We start from the raw sequence: 23,329 nt of genomic DNA on the forward strand, positions 1-23,329 counted from the left end.
ATTTAAGAAGAGAAAGGTTTTTAAATGACAGTGGATTAGACGTTAATCATATGTCTAATGACCCTTCAGAGCTAATTAGTGATGAGAGGCGAAGAGCAATCTTAGTTAATTCATTCCTAGGGTCATTGATGGCATCAATGACGATGTCTGCAATAATAATAGCATTACCCGATATATTGAGGGGTATTGGTGTTGATCCAATGTCACCACTTGGCTTCACATCAATGCTTTGGTTAATGTTCTCATACCCACTAATGGTTGCTGTGGCTGTACCAATAGTGGGTAGGTTATCTGACATGTATGGTAGGGGCAAGATGTTCACAATAGGTGATGCTGTTTTCACAATACTCTCAACGCTATTAGGCATAGTGCCAGGATATGGGTTAATAGCGGCATTGCAAATGATCATCTACAGGTTCATTCAAGGCTTAGGCGGATCCATGATGTTCACTAATAGTGCTGCAATAATAACTGACGTTTACCCACCTCACAGGAGGGGTGTGGCAATGGGTATTGTGAGTATAGCCTTCAGTGCAGGTAGTATAATAGGCTTAGTAATAGGTGGTGTGTTGGCTGTAATCAACTGGAGGCTCGTCTTTCTCGTCAACACACCGATAGGCATAATCAGCACCATATGGGCTTACTTAACAGTATATAAACTACCGTTGGGTATTAGGAGAGTTAAGGTTGATTACCTAGGCGCATCAATGCTTGCGGCATCGCTTGTTCTTCTTCTCCTAGGCATAACATTCGGTATGTTACCTTCAGGCAATTCATCAATGAGTTGGGGGAACCCAACCGTGTGGGGGTTAATAGGCGGTGGCTTACTTCTCCTAGCATTACTGATACCAATCGAAATGAGGGTTGAAGAACCCATACTTAAGATTAACCTATTCAAGATAAGGCCATTCACATTCGGAGTATTAAGTGCATTATTCCTATTCCTAGCCCAAGGTGCAAATGTGTTTGTACTATCATTGTTATTACAGGCAATATACCTCCCAATGCATGGCATACCCTACTCTGAAACCCCATTACTAGCCGGCATATACCTAATACCAAGTAGTGTAGCTAATGCAATATTTGCTCCAGTTGGTGGTAGATTAATTAACAGGTTTGGAGCCAGGATTGTTTCAACAATTGGTGCATTATTACTGGGGATTAGCTTCGAATTATTAACTACGCTCTCAATGAACTTCAACTATACGTTATTTGCAGCTGACCTATTCCTAATGGGTGCTGGTTCAGGCTTATTCCAATCCCCCAACTTAGTCTCAATAATGAGCTCAGTACCCCAGGAGGATAGGTCAGCCGCATCCGGGTTAAGATCAAGCATGCAGAACATAGGGTTATTAATGAGTTTCGCCATATTCCTAACACTTATATTATCTGGTTCAGCATCATCATTATCGTTAGCACTAAGTAAAGCTTTAATCAGTGTTGGTGTTCCTCAGAGTGATGTGGCTGCATTATCAAGGATACCTCCAGCCTACGCGTTATTCGCCGCCTTCATGGGTTATGATCCAATAAAGGTGATGCTTAATGAGGCAGGCATTAAATTGCCTGGGACCATTTACGCTGCGGTGACTCACCCATCATTCTTCCCAAGCGCTATAGCTCCAGCCATGGCCATGGGTTTCGAGTATGCTTACCACATAGCCGCAGTAATGGCTTTTGCAGCCGCAGTGTTCTCATACTTAAGGGGCAGGGAGCATATTGTTCACCAGGTTAAGCTGCTTGAAGGTCAAAATGGTAAAAGGCACTTCACTGAGTAGTATTGGCAAGCTTACTTAAACTATGAATTCACCCGTATTATCCAGTACCTTATAACCCGGTATTAAGCTTAACCTTCTTCTAAATTCTTCATCCTTAAGGATGCTTATGAATACCCTTACGCTATCCTTACTTAGTTTACTTAATGGCACAGCGAAATCATACCTTTCCCAAGCCAATGGTATGAAGTCTAAGCCGTACATTTCCGCTGCCGCCCTTATTCCTACTCCAGCCTCTGCCCTACCCTGCGCAATGGCTGCTGCTACAGCCGTATGCGTCTTAGCCTCATGGTAATAACCCGGTATTGACTTAGCCAGTTCCTCGAAGTTTACTCCATTCCTCACTGCGTATTCCCTAAGCAATTTATCGAACAGGAACCTAGTCCCAGCACCCTTATTCCTATTCACAACCCTGAGCTTAAGCCTAATTAAATCTTCGAAATCCCTAACCCCTCTTGGATTACCCTTAGGCAGTATTATGCCTTGCTCCCTCATGTAGCCGGCCACTAGCCTTACCTTACCTTCACCATACTTCCTCACGAAGGGTTCATTATACTCACCCGTTTCCTCATCAATCAAGTGAATACCGGCCACGTCAGCCTCCCCCCTAATAGCCGCCTTAAGCCCCTCTAAGGAACCTATGTTAATGACCTTAGACGTAACCCAGTTAGGTAATAGGGGTATTAGGGATGAGTCTAGGGCCACATCATGACTACCCATAATGTAGAGGTTCGCTGGCCTATATTGATGAGTAAATAACTTAACCTCAATCCATTCCCCCTCCTCTAGGAATTCCCTATTTTCAGGAACTTCAATGTAACCCTCCGCGTAGGCTAAGGTTGTTATTGCACCTGACTCGGCAGGTAGAGGGTATGCCTTAATACCGTTCTCAGTCTCAACTAGGCTAACTGGGTTAAGCCCCCTCCTTCCTCTTGCCCCCTCAACCCTAATAGCCATTTGAGCTCTAATTACTGATTGAGTTAGACTCAAGCACTGCATTTTAGCCAGTACTGGTTTAACAATTATGTTAAATATCATTAGGGCACTGCTTGGATAACCAGGTAATCCGATTACAAGCTTCCCTTCACGGCTGACGGCAGCAATGGTAGGTTTACCTGGCTTAACATTAAGACCATGAACAATTACACCCGGTGGACCAATCTTATCAAGCACCCTGTAACTTATGTCCAATGCACCTGCCGACGTACCCCCTGAAAGCAGGACAAGATCGGCCTTACTTAGTGCCTTCCTAATGGCCTCCTCCATCTCTAATTCATCATCTTTAACAATACCCATCAGCAATGGTTCACCCCCAGCCTCCCTAATACCGTGAGCTATAGTGTATGTGTTTATATCGTATATCTTACCCATGCTTAAGGGTGAACCTGGTTTAACTAACTCATTCCCACTTGATATTATGGCAACCTTAGGTTTCTTAAACACAGGTACCTTATCAATACCCACAGCAGCCAATACACCAACCTCCCTTTCCTTAATCAGTGTGCATCTTCTAAGGATCATTTCCCCCATCATTATGTCTGAACCGGCTGACATTACATTATCCATTGGCGTCACTGATCTATATACCGTTAAGGTATTATCCTCTACCTTAGTATACTCAACAGGTATTACGGCATTAGCCCCTGGGGGCAATGGAGCTCCTGTCGCTATTTCCACTGCACTGCCCTTCTCAACAAATGGTAAAGTGGAGTCACCTGCATTTATGCCTAAACCACTTAACCTAAGCTTAACTGGGTGTAGCTCATCAGCACCGAACGTATCCTCAGCCCTAAGGGCGTAACCATCCATGGTGGCTCTATCGAATGGTGGAACATCAACCTTAGCATAAACATCCTCAGCTAAAACCCTCATGTAGGAGTCCTCTAGATTAACGTACTCTACTTCACTATTTTTAATGAACTTACTTACTATTGTTAAAGCCTCCTCAGGAGTCTTTAACTCGTGAAAAATCACTCTCTTAGGCATGTTATGCATCAATCTAGGACGCTTTATAAATCATTCCAGCTAAACTACGTGTTGTTAATCTACGTTACCGTAATTCCACGCATTTAAATTAGTTAATATGACCTGCTCCTTAGGGCAGTACAGGATAGGGGAACTATCTATGAAATTAGCGCGTAATTGTCCTTGCAAGTGATGTTAAACCTACTAGGAGCATTATAATGCCTATAAATACTATTAAACCCCCTATAACAAGGAACATAAATAATAGTAGTATGAAGGTAGTATTAATTGCATTGTAGGAACTGTAAATCATGGGTACATATGAAACTACACTAATTGCTAATATTAATCCAATTATGGTTGCTAATGAGCCAGTCTTTACAATACTATTTCCATTATCAGAACCTAACTTATAGAGCACCACGAACACTAATAGCCAACCAACCAGGTTAATTAATGAACCAGCAGCGCCTAGGTATGTTAGTGAATTAACCTTAACAGGTAATGCCTGCATCATGAATCCTGGGATGTTACTTACTTTATATGAGTTCTCTAAAGTTTGAATGTAGTACACAGCTCCAACTATTGAGAAAGGCAGTGAGACTAACTGAAGCACTGCACCGTAAACTCCAAACCTATAGACGCTCCCCAAGTTAGATAATTGCCTGAATCCAATATACTCCAGTATGGATACTATTACTACTAGTAGTGAATTGACGGCTAATGCAACGTAAAGTGGCCCCTCTATGTTAATGTAATATTGAGGTTTATTGACTATGGAGCTAGCAATATATCCTACAAGTACGATTACTAATAATATTGTGCCAAGTAGGTAAATTAATATGGCATTCCTAACCATGATTACGCCATTTCCTACCATTTCCATTTATAGTACGGAATTAATTTATAAGTTTTTTCCACCGAACGTACATTCTTTCCTCAGCAAAGCTTAGCCAATATGGGAACCATTAAATAAGAGATAATGCCAGCACTTAGAACTTAACCCTCATCTTGACCAATAGTCACTTCGCTTCATTACCCTTGTTTTTCTTCACGCCTGGATTTAAGTATTCTCCCTAACCTCGTGATTGCTTCGTAGCCAGCCATATGCCTCTTGTTTTTCTGACTTAAGAGGATCTACGACCAACAAGCTATGAGCTAACCCCCAAGATACAGCTAATGTCAATGATTCTTTACCACCAGTGGTTACAATTATTCCACTTAATTGAGTTAAAATAACTCATCACAGCATCTCTACCATAAACAACAGTATTAGCTCCTTAAGGTATCATGGGTTAAAATTTAAATTCGCTATGTCTTAAGGTTGGCTTATGAATGTGGGCATATTTCTGGCGGCACTAGGAATAAGTATGCTTGAGCTTTCTGAGGCTGGTGCTGTAACTGCTGTTTATCAAGGTATATATAAGGGTATTAAACCTACACTTTACGCAGTAGCTGGTGCATTACTGGTTCTTGTACCTACTTTTACGGTAGGAAGATACATAGTGTACTTACCACTTGACTATGTCCTAGCAGTTTCAGCAGTAATACTATTTTACTTTGGCTATAGGCTACTTAGGAGCGCTAGAAGGTACTTTAAGGGAATTAGGAGGGGTAGTACTGAGGAGGAGAAGGGGGATTTGGTCGTTGTTTTCACTGTTTCTGCTGTTGAGGCCTTTGAGGCTGCATTAGTATTGATAGCATTGATACCTAAGGGTTACCTATCAGCATTAACTGGAACGCTCATTGCAGCTATAGCCGTTGTAGCCTTAACCGTGGCGCTTAAGGACCAGATATCTAGGATAAGGCTACCACACCTTAAGTACGTGTTATCAGCATTACTGTTTAGCCTTGGGACACTCTGGGCAGTGGAAATATTCATGCCGATAAGTGATTTATTCCTCCTAGCATTCTTCTTCATTTATCTAACCGTTAATTATGGATTATTAAAAATCTAAATCCAAGCTTAAGTGTAGGGGAAAGTTTAAAAATCGTGAAGAATCAAGAAGCCGAGACCTGAGGACTAGGCTCCGCATAAGCCTCGCACGCGGGAGATCCCGGGTTCAAATCCCGGCCGGTCCACCATGTTTTATTACAATCAGTAATGCTTATCTTACCAAGCCTACTACAACTTGTCTACCCTTCAGGGTTAATTGAACTTCATTATTAATGATGTTTATTGATGCTCCAGTTACAAGGTCCTTAATTAATGCGTTACCTACGTTAAGTACGTTTTCATTGATTCTCACCTTAACTAGTTGATCATTATAGGAATGATTAATTATAAAGAGTAGGTGATCAATCCCGCTCTTCAATACTCTTACCTCAACGTAACCCTGTTTAGTTGACTTAACATCAACAGGTGGTTGAGCCATGGCCATCCCTATAATTCCATTCACTAGCTTTCCAACTCCACTATCTGGCCCATTAACCTCATAAGATAGGCCAATACTTGTACCAACGTAAACTGCTTTCCCATTACCATAATCGTTAATCGTTATTGAAGGTTTATCTAAGTTAAGTTCACTAACCCCCACCTCATGGGCTTTTGAGTTAAGCCAACTAACGTAATTAGAGCTAATTATCAAGTCACCCACCTTTAAACCTGGTATTAAATCGCTTGTAATCCTTAGGCTCACTTTATCAACGCTTACATAACCATCCTCGCATCCTCCAATAACTTCACTTAAGCCGTATGCTGGGGTACATGAATCAATGTAGCCATCATTCCTAATTGCGGCGAATCTTGAATCAACCAGTAGTAACCCACCATTACTTACAAAGTCCCTTAGGCTTAAGGCGGCCTTAGGAGTCATCACTAGTGATAATGGAGCCACAAGTACCTTGTACCTACTAATTAATCCATTTTCAACCTGCCTAATGGATACTAAGTCTACATTATGATTACTGTTAAAGAGAATCCTATAGACACCCAGTATTGATTTTGATAATACATCACTACTATGCCTTTGAGCAATCCAAAGCCACTTATATGACTCAATATTATAGAGTATGGCTATACTTGAGTTAATTAACTTAGCCTTTAGGAATAGGTCACTATATTCGTAAATCACCCTGGCTGTTTCCCCAGCTTTCCTAGCCCTATCGGTTAATGAACCATCAGGGTTAATTAACCCGTATCCACCTGACTCGAAGCCAAGCATCATGGGGTACCAATGATATATGTTTATTGCCTTAGCTTCATGGGCGATGGCCTGCCACATCCAAAGAGCCACATCATCTGGTGTTACTGGTTCAGTAGCCTTAAAACCACCGACACCTTGACCAGCCTGAAGTTCCCCTATCCAGTAAGGCTTACCACTGGCTGATGCGGCTGACCTAGCTGCATCAAGTACTAGGGCATCAAGGACATGGTCAGGCTTAACCCTACCAGCGTGCTTAGGGTAAAACGATGTACCCCATGCATCAACAACACTGGCCATCTCCCAGTCATCAGGTTCACCGAAGAGTGGATTACTGAATACTGATGTACCACCGTGACTATGGCTAACTACTGGATGGCTACTATCAATGCTCCTAATTACCTTAACCCTCCACTCAAGGTCCTCCCTGAGTTTAATGATGTTGAATGTTAACCAGTCTATGTTATCCCTAGCGAAGTGAAGGGAAACGAAACGTGGTGGTTCAACATCATTAAACTCAAGGTAACTCCTATGCCAAGCCTTATTTAATTCATTAATGCTACTGTACATGGTCCTTAACCAGTCCCTGAACCTACCCTTAGAGTAATTGCAGTAGCAGAATAGCCCACGCCAACCAGTGGGTTGGTAAATCCACTGTATAACATTAGGCTCACTCCAAAGGTCCCAAGCATAGAAGTTAGGGTACTTGACCACTACCTGGGCTAGTCTCCTCAGGAATTCCTCAGCCCTTGCTCTAACGCCAGGATTATCAAGGCATACGCCTGGACTGCCCTGAGGCATTATGGTGCTTCCTGACTCTGAGACGTACAGTGAATCAGGGTGAAGCTTAGGCAACCAATCAGGGGCGAATTCAAGGTAAACTTGAAGAATGACCTTTAAACCAATGTCCCCAGCAACCCTAAGTAGGTTCTCAACATTGTTGAAATCATACTCCCCAGGTCTCGGTTCAGTATCCCTCCAATTCACCCAGCCTCTAACGTACTTGAACCCAGCATCCTTAATGTTATTTAAATCCCTCTTAATGGTCTCCTCATTAAACGGTGGTGTAACACTACCTATGCCATACCATACAGAAACTGGGAATGACATTAGCCCACTGATGAGGGTAGAAATTAATATGTATTAACTACAATATGTTGCAATTACTACTTAAATATTCAGGACTCAATTAGGAGTATGATGCATGCGGGCGTTGGTTTTGAAGGTGAGAACCTTAAACCCTGCTTCAGTTCAGGTGATCACTCATGAGTATTCCTAATGAGTATTGGCGTAGCTGGATAAGTAATGTTAAAGGAATTATTGATCACATTACCGGTACTCAATTACAGAACATTAATAAGGCCAGTGGCATAATTACTAGCGCCATTGAGAGTGGGCATGCGTGTTTCCTCTTCGGTTCTGGGCATGCTGCAATACCGGTGATGGAAATGTTCCCCCGGTATGGTTCAACCTTAGGCTTTATACCAATAGTGGATTTACCTCTAGTATCATTCCTAAGGATGGTTGGGGACTTAGGTTATCCTCAATTCGACTTCATAGAGAATTCACCTGAATATGGGCGTAGGATAATGGAGAACTACAGTGTGCATAAGGAGGATTGCGTCATAGTATTCTCCCACTCAGGTACAACACCGATATCCGTTGAGATTGCTATACAGTTTAAGAATAGGGGTGCCCCAGTGATTGGCGTAACTTCACTTACTCATGCTAGGTCAGCTAAGCCCCGTCACCCATCAAACTTAAGGCTACATGAAGTAGCTGACGTAATTATCGACACTGGTGTACCAGCCGGTGACGTGTCCTTAACTATAGATTTAGAGGGTAAGAGACTACGCATTGGGCCGCTTTCAACTGTCGCATTCACCATAGTGGCCAACATGCTTCTTTTAAATACCATTGAGAAACTAATCAATAGTGGTCATGAAATCCCCATCTTCCCGGTTAGGGGCTTTGATGCAGACGCGGACGCTAGGATGAGTCTAATTCTTAGTAAGCATAGGGAACTATACATTAAGCATATAGCCACTGGTGATTAGTTAAGTGGCTAAGGCAACTATAGTTATTGACATTGGTGGATCCAAGATTGCGTCAGCGTTGATTTACCAAGATGGTAATGTTGAGGATTATAGGGTTGAGGACATTGATAGGAGGGGAGGTGAATATGTTGTGGACCAGGTTATTAAGGTGATTCAACACTACTATAGTAATGTTAACGGAGTTGACCTAGTAGGTGTGGGAATCAGCATACCTGGAATAGTGAAGGGAAATGGGCTAGTTTGGGCACCTAACATAAGGGGTTGGAGAAACATTAATGTTGCCTCAATAATTAGAAGAAGGTTAAGCCTAAGCAACTTAGTCATGGTTGATGATAGGGTTGCTAACATTATAGGTGAGTATTGGCAGGGTGAAGCTAAGGGGGCAAGTAATGCAGCATCATTAATGATTGGTACTGGCGTAGCGACTGGATTATTGATCAATGGTAAGCCATTAAGGGGGAGTAGTGGCGCATCAGGTGCAGTGGGTTGGTGGCTATTAGGTAAGAGGGTGCCTAAGCATAAGTCCTACAGGGGATTCCTAGAGAATGAAGTCTCAGGCCCAGCAATATTCAGGAAAACATACCTGCACTGCCTACGTGCACGCAGTGAGTCTTGTCTCAGCACTCTTAGGAACTGCAATCCACCCAATGCGTACTGTGTTTTTCAAATGCTTGACCAAGGATTAACATTAATTAAACCCGTGTTAGAAGGAGCAGCAGTCATAGTGGGTATTACTGTGGCTAACTTAATTAGCTTGATAAATCCTGAGGTGGTAGTATTAAGTGGTGGTGTAGGTGTGGAAATTGGGAGAAGATTCATGGACATAATTATTGAAACTACCAGGAAAATCGCGCAACCGTATTCACTCAAGAGGTGTAGGACAACCGTGTCTAGGCTGGGTTACTTATCAAACCTATATGGAGTGGCTAAGTTAGTACTCGATAATTCATCATTGGTTAACTAGGCGTATTATGCCTTGATGAGCGCATTAATGCCGTAATAATGATCACTATTACTACCACCGCTATCAATAAGCTTAGTACCACAATGCTCATAGTGGGAAGTTGTGGTTTTAAGTATATTGCAGTGATTGTTACATTACCGTTAACCATTACTTTAACGGTATCATTACTTACAAATAGTACATTGCCACCATTAATAATCCATCCACTGAACCTGTAATCACCCACGGCTTCAGGTACCTTAATTAATGCCAGTGAGCCATTGTAGAGTTTAAGCCTAGCCGCATCCATGGTAGTCTTGTTGATTACATCGATAAATTCATTGGCGTAGATGCTTATGGGCACAGTCTCATTGCCGGCGGAGACTATTACGCTTAATGTGTAGAGGGGTTGAGGCCTTATCGCCATTTCTAACCTATACCAAGCCTGGTAAACCCAGGTTGGTACATCACCTGTTGCGCAGGCCTTTAGGGTTGCTGGACCCCAGTACTTAACCACGTAGTCCTCATCTAGGAAACTTGAGTAGTAGTGGTCACTATCTATAATGTGCATTATCATCCACTCCACTATTGTTGAATTAGTCCCAAGCCTACTCTTGTTCTGGAGCCAGCAGTTGAGGGCCTCATTAGCAATACTCCACATTAACTGTTGGGTTGGCGTCGAGTCCCATATTGCTGCCGTCCCAGCCCAGGTTTGAGGTGGGATGTAGGTTAAATTATATGTTGCCCTGGCATGCTCAATGGCTTGACTAACAGTTACAGTCTCAAGCACCCCAATTGACTGGGTTTGATTCAGGTAGTTGAGTAGGTAGTTGAAGAATAGTGCAGCCAAGGGCGGTGACTTAGACATTATTATCCAATTCTCCCCATCAGTAGCAACAGTAACTATACCGTTGGGGTTTTCAATACCCTTAAGCACTAGGTCAACTACCATTAACCTGGCGTTTAACTCGGCCTGTCCTGGATTATCCTCGTTATTAACCGTGAAGGACAGTAGGTTACTGATGAATGTGTCCCTGAAGAGTACTATCAACCTGGAACCATTGACCATTATGTAGTAGGGGACGTATATGCCATGAAGTTCACCCACAGCACCGCTGTACTCATACTGCTGGTCAAGCACAATAACCTTAACACCAACCTTAGCCAGCATCGGTACTAACTCATCACTCCACCACATCTCCGGGACCCAGAAGACAGTTGAGTTAACCCCCATGACAAGCCTAGTTACCTCAACCCCAAGCCCAGCATCATCGCTGAGTAAGCCAAGCCACTGGGGGCCGAAGTAGGTCACTAGGAATCCCGCTATTGGGTGGTCGAAGAAGCTTGTGGCTAACTCAACTTGCCCCCTATTGGCCATGAGTTTAAACATCCATATGGTCTCATTAACCAATTGCATATATGGATTCATGGGGCCTAGGGGTGGTATGTAGAGTAATCCGTTTGGCGTCTGCTCATAGATTCCGTAGTTTAACCCATACCACCATTGCCAAAGCAATGGTGGTGATAACTCAATTGTCCAATGCACCAATGGATACTGCGAGAGTAGATACGCCTGAACGTAGTAGACCCCATAGTTGAAGTACGGCTCAAGTTCACTGGCCCAAACATGGTAAAAGGCGTATGGTGTGCCCATGTATATACCGTTGGGTGTGTAACCAGTGCCCTGGTGATCATGGAAGACGAAGACTACGTAAACCCTATCAACTGGTGTCGAAATAGCCATTAGGCTAAGTGATCGTGTTGAGGCACCGTTGACATTTAGGAATGCATCAACTACGTAGGCACCCAGCCTAGTTGGTGCCGTGAAGTTAACCTTAAACGTGTTAACGCCTGGATTCAACAACACACTGAGGCTCCTTGACCAAACAACCTCACCACTGGAGTATAATTGCCCTATGCTGCTTATTAATTCATCACCCAAATACAGTATTGTTACGTTAAGCATTGCCTCGGTGGGTTGCCTCAGGTTGCTTGATGCATTAATGTATATTGAACCAGCCATACCGGGTAAGTAAACTACCCTATCCGTGTATACACTTAGGCTAAACTGGGATTGTTGAATCAAGTCCTCGCAGGTATCATAGAGTGATGTTAGGTTAACTTCAGTTAGCTGGCTACTGTTGAATGGGCCACCGTAGACAAGCGCCACGAAGGTCACTGAACCCCCGGGCCTAAGTAGGAATTGGGGATACTCAATCCTAACCTCAAGGCCATTAAAATCTGACTCAAGCCACACACTGTACGTTGTGTTGAATGGTTTAATAGCTAATACCAATCCCCCTGGGTGAACTGGGTTTATTAAGGCAACCCATTGAACGTCCTGGGCCATGTACCTGACCCAATTCTGCCAATTACCAGGACCCCATAAGTACACTTGACTACCATTAGCGTACGCTTGGTAATCATTATTAACCGTGGTCCCAACAACGCCAGTATCGGCTAGGGTATAGCCTATGGGCGCCCATGTGGGTGCTGGGTTAAGCGTAGTTGAGCCATTATTAATTATCTCAGATACCCACAGGAAGTAGTACTTTCCCCAGCAGAAGACTAGGTATTTAATGACTGTTAGGTTAACACCGCCCAACTGCTGATCTCTAGTAACGTTAAGTGTGAATTTAACCACAGCCACTGAACCATTATTGAAAACCACGTTGTAGCCCCATAGGCTAGTCGTTAAGGTACCAGGCCAATCCTCAGCAGGTATCCAGTCGTACAGTGGATAGGAGTGGTTAAGGGTGCCCCTAGGTGGTGAGTAGGCAGCTAATTGCCCATTATTATTGTATATAAGCCAATTAGACACCCTCACACCCCTAAGGTCTATGATCAATGAGGCTACACCCACGTTAACGCTTAAGGAATCCGCATCTTGAGTGATGCTTATTGATCCACCACTTGTACACTGCATTAACTGTAGGTATTGGTTAACCCAACTGGGTAATTCCTGGGCATGAGTGATGAGATTGGGTAATGTAATTATTAATACTAATGCAAGTAGTATTAGTTTAACGATTTCCACGACTTAACAAATACGTGTTAAGACTTTTAAGTTTTATCATTAACATTAAGGTATAGGTTACTCCCCTACTGGGCCCCAAGCATCTTTGCAACATCATATATGATCTGTGGCCTCCAGTAAATCGAATTACGCTCCCTGACTATTCCTATTATCCAAACTATTATGAAGACAAGCCCTACTAATATATTTAATGCCCTAATGATTATGAATAGGGGTAATAGAATCATTGTTGCTAGAGATAGTAAATCTAATATCACTGAGACTACTATTATTACTATGCCGAATGAAATGCTTAAATATGACCAATGTTTAACGTAGTTAGAGTTCGGCTTCATTACAAATCCCAGTATTCCACCAACTAATGGTATTATCCAAGCTACTAAACCCCAGTTAAGTTCATCGATGCTAACTTGAGACATAGTCTAGATTGTAAAATATGTATTTATAAATTTTCCTACTACATAGTAAAAATACCATAATGCATTAAATCATTAATCATCACTAATAAGTATTACCATTAATCTACGTAGCAATGTTAACAATAAGTGTCAATAATTACACGTATACTGCCTAACACCACTGACTTTCAAGTCAACTCTAAACAAGTAGCCCTCATACTCAAGGGGTGTTTCACCCATTGCCGTAGATATAAATAATGTTGATAAGTCCCCTCCACCAAAGGTACATGAACTAGTGTACCTTGCATTAACAGCCACTGAGCCTGCAATGGTTTTATTAACCGGGTTAACTCTAATGACCCTACCACCACCCCACAATGCAACCCATAGGTAACCCTCCGAGTCAATAGTCATACCATCTGGGTTACCCTGCATACTAGATAAGTCAATCACGTCCCTAAGGCCCATTAACTCACCACCCTTAACATCATAATTATAGATTGCAATTCTCCTTGTTGGGCTATCTATGTAGTACATTGTTGAGCCGTCGCCGGACCATGTTAAGCCATTTGAAACCATAACCCCACTTAACAGTCTCCTAACCTTCAAGTCATGGTCAATAATGTACAGTGATGCCTGGGGCTTCCTGGGCATAGGCATGTACATTGTTCCAGCAACCAAACGCCCAAGTGGATCACACCTACAGTCATTGAACCTATTATCAGGTCCCTCATCAATGGTTACCAGCGTCCTCACCACTGAACCATTATCTGGATTAAGAACTATGACCCTATCCTTAACGGTGACTATTACATTACCATCATTATTAAGTGCTATGCAACTGGGCATTTGATCAATTTTAATAGATCTAGTGAATCCATCCATTGGCCTAAACATGTGGACATAACCCCCATTAATGTCAACCCAGTACAACACACCCCTAGTGTAATCCCAAATGGGTCCCTCACCAAGCCTAGAGCGAGGTAAGTTAACCAGCGGTATTGCTGATTCCGAATTCATCTTAATCCACTAAGGCTATGCATCCTTAGTTTTTAAATTGTATACCCGCATGTATTAATTAAGGCTAAACAGCATGCTAGTGCCTCTTAGGCATATTCACATCAGTAAGCATCTAAGTTTCGCTTCAATAAACCAACATAAAGTACTTGAATTCTACAGCAAAGCATATTAGGATCCTCAAGTAGATTAAGACAGCAGCGAGATATGTTTAATGAGGTGGTATTATCGATAATTGGACTGGCTGTGACTGTAGTTGGTATGCTGGGTGGTTCACTTTATTGGCTTGGTGGGAAGTTTAAAGAGATAGATAAAGGGTTTGAGAAGGTGGATAGGAGGTTTGATGAAATGGACAGGAAACTAACAATCTTTGCGGATTCAGTAAGGTCAGCCGCAGTGGCTATGAATTCGGCAATCATAGAGTTCCTGGGAGTTAAGGGTTTAATAAGCCCCAGTGAGGCGGCATTCCTAACAAATGAGGTTGCTAGGATATCCTAATCAATTAGGGCTGATTCAATTAGTAAGGAGGAGGTTGAGTATATACGGGCAGTATTCTCCAAGGGTGATATTGATAAGATAAGCGTTGAGGAGCTTGAGAGGGTTGCTGAGACCGCTAAGCGTTGGTGGTATGAGGACGGGTCTGAAATAGCCTATAAGCTATTCATATACACGTGGATGCTCAGGGCGTATAAGCTATATGGTAAGAGAGGTTGAGGATAATAGGGAACAAGGAACTTACATAAAAGGATAGGGATCAGTAGTGCTACTAGTTAGTACACTTAAGTTCTTATTAGTTCACGGTGGGCCTATGGATTTACCTTCACGTGTTTAAAAGGTAATGTTAATTCAATTGTATAAAGGTAGGTGTTAATGGTTAGATGAGGAGAATCATTTATGTATGCGCTCAATGAATGTTTAAAAATACTACTCAGTATACGATTCATGACTACGATTTCCGAGGTGGAACCGTATATAGTTTATAAGCCTGGCGAGGAAGGGTCAGCTCCCTGGGCTTCCTATGTAATGCTCGTTAAGGTTATTACTAAGGATGGTAGGGTTGGTTGGGGTGAGACTCTCAGTTCCATTAGGGTTAATGCAGTGGCTCAAATGGTTAAAGTTTTAGCATCAGTAATGAGGGGTAGGGATGTTTTTAACCTTGAGGGTAATAGACTTGAGTGGTATAGGCAGGACTTCAACATGCCGATTTCCCTGGAATCCACGGCCGCCTATAGTGCATTTGATATTGCCTCCTGGGACATAATAGGTAAGGAACTTGGTGCACCAGTGCATAAGCTACTCGGGGGCTTAACTAGGGATAGGATTAGGGTTTACGCTAATGGATGGTACGAAGGCGCCAGAAAACCCGAGGACTTCGCAGAGAAGGCTAGGGAAACTACTAGGAGAGGTTACACTGCCCTTAAGTTCGACCCATTTGGTCAATACTTCGACACAATTGATGCCGTAGGTATTAGGGAGGCTACTGAGAGGGTTAGGGCTGTTAGGGAGGCTGTGGGTGATTCCGTTGATATACTGATCGAGGCCCATGGTAGGTTTAATGCGGAGTCTGCTATTAGAGTGGCGTTAGCCCTTGAGGATTATAACCCATTATTCATTGAAGAACCAGTTCACCCGGAGGATATTGAGGGGTTACTTAGGTTTAAAGCCAGCACGAGGATTAGGGTTGCCTTAGGTGAACGCGTCATCAATAAGGGCCACCTACTGCAGTACCTTAAACTTGGCCTTGTTGATTACCTGCAGACTGACCTTGGGCGCTTCGGTGGGTTAACTGAGGCTAGGAAAGCATCAGCTATAGCTGAAGCCTTCAGTGTACCAATGGCATTCCATAATGCTAATGGTCCAATACTACACTCAGCAACGCTTCAATTGGATGCCGCTGTACCTAACTTTGCTGTGCAGGAGTCATTCTATGACTATTGGCCTCAATGGAAGAGGAACCTTATAAGTGACCCAATACCCGTGGAGAATGGTTATGTTAAGGTTCCTACTAAGCCTGGATTAGGGGTTGATGTTAATGAGAAGCTTATTGAGGAGCTTAAAGTAAGTGAGGCTGAGGTTATTACTAAGGGTGGTTTATCATGGGCTGTAAAGGGTACTGTTGGAGGTTATTCGTGAACCATGTGGGCCTAATTGTATACGATTTGGAATTAAATGAAGTTAATGTTATTAAACCTAGGTAAGCGCTTAATGTGATGAAGCGTCAAATTCCTGTATACGAACCAGCAACCGGTGAGGTTCTGGCCTACGTACCAGACATGAGTATTAATGAAGTGAGGGATGCCATAGATAAGGCGTATGACGCATTACCTAGAATTCAATCAATACCAGCCTACGAGAGGGCTAGATTACTTATGAAGGTCGCTCAAGCTATCAGGGCGCGTAAGGAGGAGTTGGCTAGATTACTAACAAGGGAGATTGGTAGACCAATTAAGAGCACTAGGTTAATAATGGAGAGGACAGCTAGGATTTACGAATTAGCAGCCCAGGAGTTACCCCATGTTCTGACAGGTGAGTTCATTCCCCTTGAGGCTTACGATTACCCTGCCGGTAACGAGAATAGAATAGCCTTCATTAGGAGGGAACCGGTGGGTGTAGTGGGGGCCATAACACCCTTTAACTTCCCACCAGATAGTATGGCTCATAAGGTTGCCCCAGCCTTAGCAATGGGCAACACTGTTGTGCTTAAGCCAAGTAGAAACTCACCATTAACGGAAACTGAGATTGCCAAGGTTATTACTGAGGTAGGGTTCCCAGATGGTTCAATTAACGTGGTTACTGGTGACTCATCAATGATTGGTGATGAATTCATCAATAACCCTAAGGTTTCATTAATAACATTCACGGGTTCATCTAAGGTTGGCCTTGATTTAGCCAGTAAGGCAATATTAAGGGGTAAGAGGGTTATAATGGAGCTTGGCGGTAGCGACGCAATGATAATTCTTGAGGATGCCGACTTAAATAAGGCTGCTCAAGCAGCAACAGTGGGTAGGTTTGATTATGCCGGCCAATTCTGTAATGCCACCAAGAGGTTAATAGTCAGGAATGAGGTTTACGACGAATTCATCAGGAGGTTTATTGAAAATGTTTCAAGACTTAAGATAGGGGATCCACTAAGTGAGGATACTGACGTTGGCCCATTAATAAGTAAGGAGGCTGTGGAGTCCATGGAATCCTACGTTAATGATGCCTTAAGTAAAGGTGGAAGAATCATCTATAGAGCTAGTAGAATTCCTGAGAGGGGGTTCTATTACCCACCAACAATACTAGAGGCCCCCTTTGATGCGGCAGTGTGGGTTGAGGAGGTTTTTGGCCCAGTGTTACCTGTGGCTCGGGTTAAGGATGATGAGGAGGCGGTTGAGATAGCTAACAGGACTGAGTATGGTCTTGATGCATCAATATTCACTAGGGATTTCTCAAGGGCATATAGGTTAGCCACTAGGATTAAGGCGGGGACTATTTTCATTAATGATACCACTAGGCTTAGGTTTGATAACCTACCATTTGGTGGATTTAAGAAGTCTGGTATTGGACGTGAGAGCGTTAAGGATACGATGATGGAGATGAGTGAAGTTAAGGTAATATCGTATGCATTAAAGTGAACATAAGTCGCGGAGTCCTTAACGCGTTAAATTAGCATTATAGTTTATAAACCAGACTGCGTCTGTGTATTGATGCATAGAGTAAACATTATTGCAGAGTACGGTAATAGGACTGAGAAGGATATTGAGATAACTGTTGGTTCCCTCCTACTGGTTCAGCAGGATTCAGGAAGCATATCAACAATAGCTCTTCAACCGTACTTAATAACCACGAGTAATTACGTTAAGAAGATTACAGCATCATACGGTAGTAACATTGCTTACGCCTTACTTATTAAGAATAGGGAGGACGTATTCGTAACAGTGGCTAGTGATCACACGGATCCTGACGCGGAGAGGTGTAACGTAATTTCCGGTAAGCACACTTACCCTAAGGTTATTGCCCGTAGGGCTTGGTCCCTTGAAAACATTGAGGATCATTGGGACTTGGTGGAATTAAGAAACATGGCTATAATTAATGATGAAAAGAAGATTGCTCAGCAATTCACTGGGAGGGAATTACCCCAGCCCAGTATTGTGCTTGAGATGATTGAGGATACTATGGAGGAACCTAGAAACATGGTTATTGTTGTTGAACGTAGAATAATGCCCGAGGAGTACGTGGTTAGTAACTACTATGAAATATCGATGATTGATAATTCCAGTAAGAGAAGTATTGAGCATTATTACTGGGTTGATTAATCCCAGAAATGCTTATTAGCCCTAGTTAAGCTAACCACTATGGTTAGTAAAATTGTAGTATCTGGAGTGGTTGTATTAGTATTAGGCATTATATTAGCAGTAGTGGGTGCTGTTACGGCAACTAATAATGCCTTAAGCCTATTTAATCAATTAAAGAGCGTGCCTTTATCATCCTTAAGTCCAGGCAGCTTCATTAGCCTTTCAATTTACCCAACCTCAGTACTAATAATAGAGTCCAGTAATCCATCATGTATTTCACCAAGTCCAGCACCATATGCCTCTAAGACAACTGCTAACATAACTATTATAGTGTATAATAAAACCTCAGCAGTCAACATAATTAATAATTGCACATTTAATATAATGCTTAGGTATAAGGCCTTTTCAGTTTCAGCAGCAAGTAGTCCATTCATAACTTCAGGCTACTTAATACTCCTCGGTGGTGTGCTGTTCATAGTAGGTATAATAACAGTGGTGGTTGGATTCGTGCTTGGCCGTAGGCGTAGGGTTAAGGCATGATTAACTCACGTGAAGTGTATTGATGCGTATTCATTAACGTCAAGGTAAAGTTCACCACAGTCTCTAGTTTCATAATCCTTAGCCTTAACTATGCATTCGTTCTTTACCCTGGGTTCATAAGTAATGGGGCTATTAGTGTTGTTGGCTATGAAGACTACACCCCAGTTACTTGATTTCATCATTAGTTCAACAGTTAATGGTTTAATACTTAACCTTGGCTTATTAGTATCAACAACTAATCTACCACCCTCAACCTGTACAGTGCAGTTGGAGACCGTGTATGGTGATTCAAGGCTCTTAAATTGAACGACAATACAAGTATTATTCCTATACCTAACAGTTACTAATGCCCAGTCTGAGACATTTAGTATACCGGTGGTTAATATGAGGCCCCTATGCCATGGTGTAATATTCATGAATCCCCTCAGTAGTATTCTAAGCACCATTAATGGGTAATTCACGACTTCAGACACCTTAAGCCTAAGTAATCTAAGAGCCCTATCGTATAATCCATAAACCGCAAGTGCGTAAATTAACCTAGGTAAGTCTGATTCACTAAGTTTGTTAATAATGGCTGCATGGTATAGTTTATTAAGGAGTTTAACTGCATCACCATGTTTAATTAGCCTTAGCTGTAGTTTATCGAGTTCATTACTACATTCCTTCATTGCCCTCTCTCGTATTAACCTTAGTTCACTTAAACTAGAGTTAGTAGGCCAGTTCAATAGGAGTATTTTAGCTAATTGGTAGGAGTCACAGGGATTTAGTGAGTCAAGATTGATTTCAGGCATTGAACCAGGCCACATGATGGCGTTTGCAAGTTCACTTCCATTAATTGCCCCAATCATGCTTAACATTAGTTCATCCACTGCATTAAGTGGCTTAATTTCATTGATTTTCCTAGCTATGAGTAGGGCGTACTGGTTCAATAACTCATTACTAAACATTAATATGCCTGGTTCAGGAATAGACATCAGCGTTTACCAATACCCCTAGTTGTCACCAGTAGGTAGGCTAATGCGGCGATTATTATGATAACTATGGTCACTATTATTAATATATTCTCAGGGTAAGGTACAACAAGTAACGAGGATCTGCTTGTTAAGGCGTAACCCAGGAAACTGAATATGAGTGAGTATGATCCGAGGATGAAAATTATCAATAAGCTCAACTTAACTATAGTGTAGTATGATTCCTTATCAGGCTTCTTAGCTCTCCTAAATATCCATGCCGTATCCTTAAGCAATCCACGCAGTTTCTTGCCTAAATCACTGAACGCCACATGAGGACTTCACGCTTAGGTTAAATAAGCTTTATGCATTCAAGCGGGACTGGAGCCACCGTTAAGTGAGGATCACTAAATCTTTAACTTACCTTGGATTCAATATCAATGCAGTTTACAGTTACCTTTTAATTTGGTGGATATTACTGATGTATTATACCTTATACAATCAGGGGTGATTAGACGCTTGAGGATTACATACATGTTATGGAGGTAACTAACATCAAAATTAACCTAATTACTTCATTGAGGTGGTGTTATGTGGAGTATTGGTTTTGGTTTATATGGTTCCTCAAGGTACTTCACTTCATCATCAGTTAAATTAACTGTTAGCGCATCAACAGCTTCCTCAAGGTGTTCCACTTTGCTTGTACCTATTATTGGCAATATACCTTTCCTAAATATCCATGCTAAGGCTACTTGAGTTGGGGTTACGCCCTTATTCTTAGCAACCTCAATTACCCTCCTCACTATTTCAATGTTCTCAGGAAACCTTCCAGTATCCATATATATCCTAGCCGCATAGAAGCCTGTACTTAACTGTAAGCGTGGGTTATCGCTAGGTTCAATAAGCTTACCATCCTTATAGTACCTACCTGAAAGCACTCCAACTGCCGTTGGGCTATACGCCATGTAGGCTATGTTATGTGCCTTGCAGAATGGTATCATTTCCCTTTCCTCCTCCCTATAAAGTAGGTTATACGGTGTCTGCGTGCTTACCGGCTTCTCATAATCCTTGAACTCAGCAATATAGTACATCTTAGTGAATTGCCATGTCCACATGCTTGATGCTCCAATGTATCTTACTTTTCCTTGGTGTACTAGGTCTGTTAGTGTGGATAGTGTCTCCTCAATTGGCGTCTCATAATCCCACCTATGAATCTGATACAAGTCAACATAATCAGTACCAAGCCTCCTAAGAGAATCACTAATCTGCCTCATAACATGCTTCCTAGACAAACCCCTATCATTAGGACCATTACCAGTGGGGAAGAATACTTTAGTAGCAAGTACAGCATCTTCTCTAATCCCCCGTAGGAACTCGCCGATTATTTCTTCACTCTTGCCTTGTGAATAAACATTAGCTGTGTCAATAAAGTTAATCCCAAGATCCCAAGCTCTCTTAAGTACCTTAAAGGCCTGCTCCTTAGTAGCAACCCATGAACTAGTACCATGAGATTGAAGTGATGGTTCCCCAAAAGACATTCCACCAAGAACTATCTTAGAAACCTTAAGACCGGACCAGCCAAGGTGGACATACTCCATAAGCAAGTATTAAATACTTAGTTTATAAATACTATGCCGTAATTAGTTCTAGTTAATTATATAATGTTGCATAATTATATTGATTTAAGCTGAATATACATTAGAAAAATATTTATGGCTTTGAATTATTAAGACCATTAATATATTTTATATAATATATTTTATACAACTTAAAACAGTAAAGTAATGATAAACCAATTCCTCAGCGCATGGTAATATTAGATTCGAATCATCATTAACTTATTATTAGGTGGCTTTCCTTACCTTTATTATGTTTCCTTCGTATGACACTACGGTAACTCTATCGCCTTCCTTAATATCCTCTAGGGCTATTGCTTTCCAATACTCACCCCTAATCTTAACAATGCCCATTTGCCCAGTTTTAATATCCTCAGTGGCTACTCCGATTAATCCTGCTGTTGGGTAGTACATCACTGTCGATATTGGTTTAGCCCTAATAGCCCTAGCTATCAGCATTACTATCCAGGCAGATAAGCCACCAATACCTGCTATTTCACTGTACAGTATTACCCTAAGCGTGGTTGGGTTATACTTAAGCGCGTATTGGGGTGGTGAAACACTTGGTATAAGTAGTGTTAAACCCACCGCAATAAGCACTGCACCAACCGCTATCAATACTCCATGCAGCTTACCTCCACTATGCCATTCAAAGGCCATTAATAGGGCACCCACTACCATTAAGCCTAAGCCAGCGTAGTTTATTGGCAAGCCAAGAAGAGCCAATACTACCAGTAACACGGCACCTATGCCGGCTAAATATACGTGAGCTGTTAGTAACCCTGCTAGGATAAGCAATACCCCTAGTATGGAGATTATGTTCTCCATTACGGAGCTCTGTAACGCATCATAAAGTTGGTAACTGATTGGCGGAGTTAATTGAGTCACCACTGGATTCTCCATGACGAGTGTGTAGTTGACGCCGTTCACGTTAACCACTGTGCCATTCATCACGGATAATAATTGATCAATACTGCTTGCCACGTAGTTGATCACGTGATACTTAAGGGCCTCCTCCGGTCCAAGGTTAGTGTCATTATATACACAGGATGCTGCAAAGGTAGTGTTCCTACCCCTAAACTCAGCAGCCTCAACGAAGTACTTAGCCACTGCGTTAAGTATCTTAGGCTCAGTTATGAAGATCTCTTGCCCAGTAACCTCATTAATCTCCACCGGCTGACATGAACCAATCACGGTTCCCGGCGCCATTGCTGCTACGGTTGTTGAGAGGAGAACTAACGTACCTCCAGACCAGGCGTAGGAGCCTGTTGGGTAAACGAACCCAACTGTCACTATACTTGACGTTTCAAAGAGGCTAACTATGTTTAGGGCAGCGTCAAGCAAACCACCAGGTGTCTTCATGTATATGACCAATACGCTACCAGGTGGGAGTTGGTCAATGACACTCTTCAATTCATAGTAAGTATTCTCAGTTATTTCCCCATTTAAACTATATGTGTAAACTTGAGTTACCTTAATGATACCGTTAGATGCCGCGTGAACAACCATTGGTAACATTAAGGTAAATGCAATTAATACAAGCAATAACATCCTCATTTTTACCCACACAATCATTATTTTTATCTCACCTATTTAACCCTTTTCCAAAAGACC

General features: G+C 42.2%; 19 protein-coding genes. 9 read left to right on the top strand and 10 right to left on the bottom strand.

The window, feature by feature from the left end:
• Positions 1 to 50 precede the first annotated feature (50 nt).
• Positions 51 to 1,775 carry an MFS transporter gene (locus tag Q0C29_RS02460; RefSeq protein WP_291999077.1) on the top strand — a complete coding sequence of 575 codons (1,725 nt, stop codon included), beginning with the start codon at positions 51 to 53 and terminating at the stop codon, positions 1,773 to 1,775.
• A 15-nt stretch (positions 1,776 to 1,790) separates the two neighbouring features.
• Here Q0C29_RS02460 and Q0C29_RS02465 read toward each other — a convergent pair whose 3' ends face one another.
• Together Q0C29_RS02465 and Q0C29_RS02470 are read right to left on the bottom strand one after the other, a co-directional pair.
• Positions 1,791 to 3,758 (bottom strand): molybdopterin biosynthesis protein, encoded by a 1,968-nt coding sequence (locus tag Q0C29_RS02465; RefSeq protein WP_291999078.1) that lies wholly within the window; start codon positions 3,756 to 3,758, stop codon positions 1,791 to 1,793.
• 145 nt (positions 3,759 to 3,903) lie between these two features.
• Positions 3,904 to 4,617, bottom strand: coding sequence for a DUF973 family protein (locus tag Q0C29_RS02470; RefSeq protein ID WP_291999079.1), 714 nt, complete (start codon positions 4,615 to 4,617; stop codon positions 3,904 to 3,906).
• A gap of 451 nt (positions 4,618 to 5,068) precedes the next feature.
• Between Q0C29_RS02470 and Q0C29_RS02475 the strand changes: the two genes are divergently transcribed.
• Complete coding sequence (locus tag Q0C29_RS02475) at positions 5,069 to 5,695, top strand: hypothetical protein (protein WP_291999080.1); 627 nt, start codon at positions 5,069 to 5,071, stop codon at positions 5,693 to 5,695.
• 150 nt (positions 5,696 to 5,845) lie between these two features.
• On the opposite strand, the gene Q0C29_RS02480 is transcribed toward Q0C29_RS02475, so the two are convergent.
• Positions 5,846 to 7,990, bottom strand: a complete 2,145-nt coding sequence (locus Q0C29_RS02480) for a beta-galactosidase (protein WP_291999081.1) — start codon at positions 7,988 to 7,990, stop codon at positions 5,846 to 5,848.
• A gap of 155 nt (positions 7,991 to 8,145) precedes the next feature.
• On the opposite strand from Q0C29_RS02480, the gene Q0C29_RS02485 reads away from it, so the two are divergent.
• Complete coding sequence (locus Q0C29_RS02485; protein ID WP_291999082.1) at positions 8,146 to 8,937, top strand: sugar isomerase domain-containing protein; 792 nt, start codon at positions 8,146 to 8,148, stop codon at positions 8,935 to 8,937.
• A 4-nt stretch (positions 8,938 to 8,941) separates the two neighbouring features.
• Complete coding sequence (locus tag Q0C29_RS02490; protein WP_291999083.1) at positions 8,942 to 9,901, top strand: ROK family protein; 960 nt, start codon at positions 8,942 to 8,944, stop codon at positions 9,899 to 9,901.
• Here Q0C29_RS02490 and Q0C29_RS02495 read toward each other — a convergent pair.
• The 3 genes from Q0C29_RS02495 to Q0C29_RS02505 all read right to left on the bottom strand — a co-directional run bounded on the left by Q0C29_RS02495 (position 9,894) and on the right by Q0C29_RS02505 (position 14,335).
• The gene (locus Q0C29_RS02495; protein WP_291999084.1) at positions 9,894 to 12,917 is read right to left on the bottom strand and encodes a hypothetical protein; all 3,024 of its coding nucleotides are present in this window, start codon (positions 12,915 to 12,917) and stop codon (positions 9,894 to 9,896) included. The two genes, Q0C29_RS02490 and Q0C29_RS02495, sit on opposite strands and share 8 nt — an antisense overlap.
• Positions 12,918 to 12,982: 65 nt before the next feature.
• Positions 12,983 to 13,336, bottom strand: coding sequence for a hypothetical protein (locus tag Q0C29_RS02500; protein ID WP_291999085.1), 354 nt, complete (start codon positions 13,334 to 13,336; stop codon positions 12,983 to 12,985).
• Between the two features lie 129 nt (positions 13,337 to 13,465).
• Complete coding sequence (locus Q0C29_RS02505; RefSeq protein WP_291999086.1) at positions 13,466 to 14,335, bottom strand: SMP-30/gluconolactonase/LRE family protein; 870 nt, start codon at positions 14,333 to 14,335, stop codon at positions 13,466 to 13,468.
• 204 nt (positions 14,336 to 14,539) lie between these two features.
• Between Q0C29_RS02505 and Q0C29_RS02510 the strand changes: the two genes are divergently transcribed.
• The 5 genes from Q0C29_RS02510 to Q0C29_RS02530 all read left to right on the top strand — a co-directional run bounded on the left by Q0C29_RS02510 (position 14,540) and on the right by Q0C29_RS02530 (position 19,149).
• Entirely contained in the window at positions 14,540 to 14,830 is a 291-nt protein-coding gene (locus Q0C29_RS02510; protein ID WP_291999087.1) for a hypothetical protein, read from the top strand.
• A 444-nt stretch (positions 14,831 to 15,274) separates the two neighbouring features.
• Entirely contained in the window at positions 15,275 to 16,465 is a 1,191-nt protein-coding gene (locus Q0C29_RS02515; RefSeq protein WP_291999088.1) for a mandelate racemase/muconate lactonizing enzyme family protein, read from the top strand.
• 77 nt (positions 16,466 to 16,542) lie between these two features.
• On the top strand, positions 16,543 to 17,949 hold the full coding sequence (locus Q0C29_RS02520; protein ID WP_291999089.1) for an aldehyde dehydrogenase family protein: 1,407 nt from the start codon (positions 16,543 to 16,545) through the stop codon (positions 17,947 to 17,949).
• A 72-nt stretch (positions 17,950 to 18,021) separates the two neighbouring features.
• Positions 18,022 to 18,630, top strand: coding sequence for a DUF2848 domain-containing protein (locus Q0C29_RS02525; RefSeq protein ID WP_291999090.1), 609 nt, complete (start codon positions 18,022 to 18,024; stop codon positions 18,628 to 18,630).
• Between the two features lie 39 nt (positions 18,631 to 18,669).
• On the top strand, positions 18,670 to 19,149 hold the full coding sequence (locus Q0C29_RS02530; protein WP_291999091.1) for a hypothetical protein: 480 nt from the start codon (positions 18,670 to 18,672) through the stop codon (positions 19,147 to 19,149).
• Between the two features lie 5 nt (positions 19,150 to 19,154).
• Here Q0C29_RS02530 and Q0C29_RS02535 read toward each other — a convergent pair whose 3' ends face one another.
• The 4 genes from Q0C29_RS02535 to Q0C29_RS02550 form a co-directional block, all read right to left on the bottom strand.
• Positions 19,155 to 20,123, bottom strand: coding sequence for a hypothetical protein (locus Q0C29_RS02535; RefSeq protein ID WP_291999092.1), 969 nt, complete (start codon positions 20,121 to 20,123; stop codon positions 19,155 to 19,157).
• On the bottom strand, positions 20,123 to 20,431 hold the full coding sequence (locus Q0C29_RS02540) for a hypothetical protein (protein WP_291999093.1): 309 nt from the start codon (positions 20,429 to 20,431) through the stop codon (positions 20,123 to 20,125). The genes Q0C29_RS02535 and Q0C29_RS02540 overlap by 1 nt, the downstream gene beginning before the upstream one ends.
• Positions 20,432 to 20,674: 243 nt before the next feature.
• Complete coding sequence (locus Q0C29_RS02545; protein WP_291999094.1) at positions 20,675 to 21,697, bottom strand: aldo/keto reductase; 1,023 nt, start codon at positions 21,695 to 21,697, stop codon at positions 20,675 to 20,677.
• A 246-nt stretch (positions 21,698 to 21,943) separates the two neighbouring features.
• Positions 21,944 to 23,290: an NfeD family protein gene (locus tag Q0C29_RS02550; RefSeq protein ID WP_291999095.1), complete on the bottom strand. Its 1,347-nt coding sequence runs from the start codon at positions 23,288 to 23,290 to the stop codon at positions 21,944 to 21,946.
• Positions 23,291 to 23,329 lie beyond the last annotated feature (39 nt).

Origin of the sequence: Caldivirga sp., from assembly GCF_023256255.1 — an archaeon.
GTDB lineage: Archaea > Thermoproteota > Thermoprotei > Thermoproteales > Thermocladiaceae > Caldivirga.

What these genes read in the sequence shown, in the direction of transcription:
- Q0C29_RS02505 (WP_291999086.1), bottom strand. Translation starts at nt 14,335, where the DNA reads ATGAATTCGGAATCAGCAATACCGCTGGTTAACTTACCTCGCTCTAGG.
- Q0C29_RS02550 (WP_291999095.1), bottom strand. Translation starts at nt 23,290, where the DNA reads ATGATTGTGTGGGTAAAAATGAGGATGTTATTGCTTGTATTAATTGCA.
- Q0C29_RS02525 (WP_291999090.1), top strand. Translation starts at nt 18,022, where the DNA reads ATGCATAGAGTAAACATTATTGCAGAGTACGGTAATAGGACTGAGAAG.
- Q0C29_RS02465 (WP_291999078.1), bottom strand. Translation starts at nt 3,758, where the DNA reads ATGCCTAAGAGAGTGATTTTTCACGAGTTAAAGACTCCTGAGGAGGCT.
- Q0C29_RS02530 (WP_291999091.1), top strand. Translation starts at nt 18,670, where the DNA reads ATGGTTAGTAAAATTGTAGTATCTGGAGTGGTTGTATTAGTATTAGGC.
- Q0C29_RS02475 (WP_291999080.1), top strand. Translation starts at nt 5,069, where the DNA reads ATGAATGTGGGCATATTTCTGGCGGCACTAGGAATAAGTATGCTTGAG.
- Q0C29_RS02460 (WP_291999077.1), top strand. Translation starts at nt 51, where the DNA reads ATGTCTAATGACCCTTCAGAGCTAATTAGTGATGAGAGGCGAAGAGCA.
- Q0C29_RS02515 (WP_291999088.1), top strand. Translation starts at nt 15,275, where the DNA reads ATGACTACGATTTCCGAGGTGGAACCGTATATAGTTTATAAGCCTGGC.
- Q0C29_RS02485 (WP_291999082.1), top strand. Translation starts at nt 8,146, where the DNA reads ATGAGTATTCCTAATGAGTATTGGCGTAGCTGGATAAGTAATGTTAAA.
- Q0C29_RS02480 (WP_291999081.1), bottom strand. Translation starts at nt 7,990, where the DNA reads ATGTCATTCCCAGTTTCTGTATGGTATGGCATAGGTAGTGTTACACCA.
- Q0C29_RS02535 (WP_291999092.1), bottom strand. Translation starts at nt 20,123, where the DNA reads ATGTCTATTCCTGAACCAGGCATATTAATGTTTAGTAATGAGTTATTG.
- Q0C29_RS02545 (WP_291999094.1), bottom strand. Translation starts at nt 21,697, where the DNA reads ATGGAGTATGTCCACCTTGGCTGGTCCGGTCTTAAGGTTTCTAAGATA.
- Q0C29_RS02470 (WP_291999079.1), bottom strand. Translation starts at nt 4,617, where the DNA reads ATGGTAGGAAATGGCGTAATCATGGTTAGGAATGCCATATTAATTTAC.
- Q0C29_RS02500 (WP_291999085.1), bottom strand. Translation starts at nt 13,336, where the DNA reads ATGTCTCAAGTTAGCATCGATGAACTTAACTGGGGTTTAGTAGCTTGG.
- Q0C29_RS02520 (WP_291999089.1), top strand. Translation starts at nt 16,543, where the DNA reads ATGAAGCGTCAAATTCCTGTATACGAACCAGCAACCGGTGAGGTTCTG.
- Q0C29_RS02510 (WP_291999087.1), top strand. Translation starts at nt 14,540, where the DNA reads ATGTTTAATGAGGTGGTATTATCGATAATTGGACTGGCTGTGACTGTA.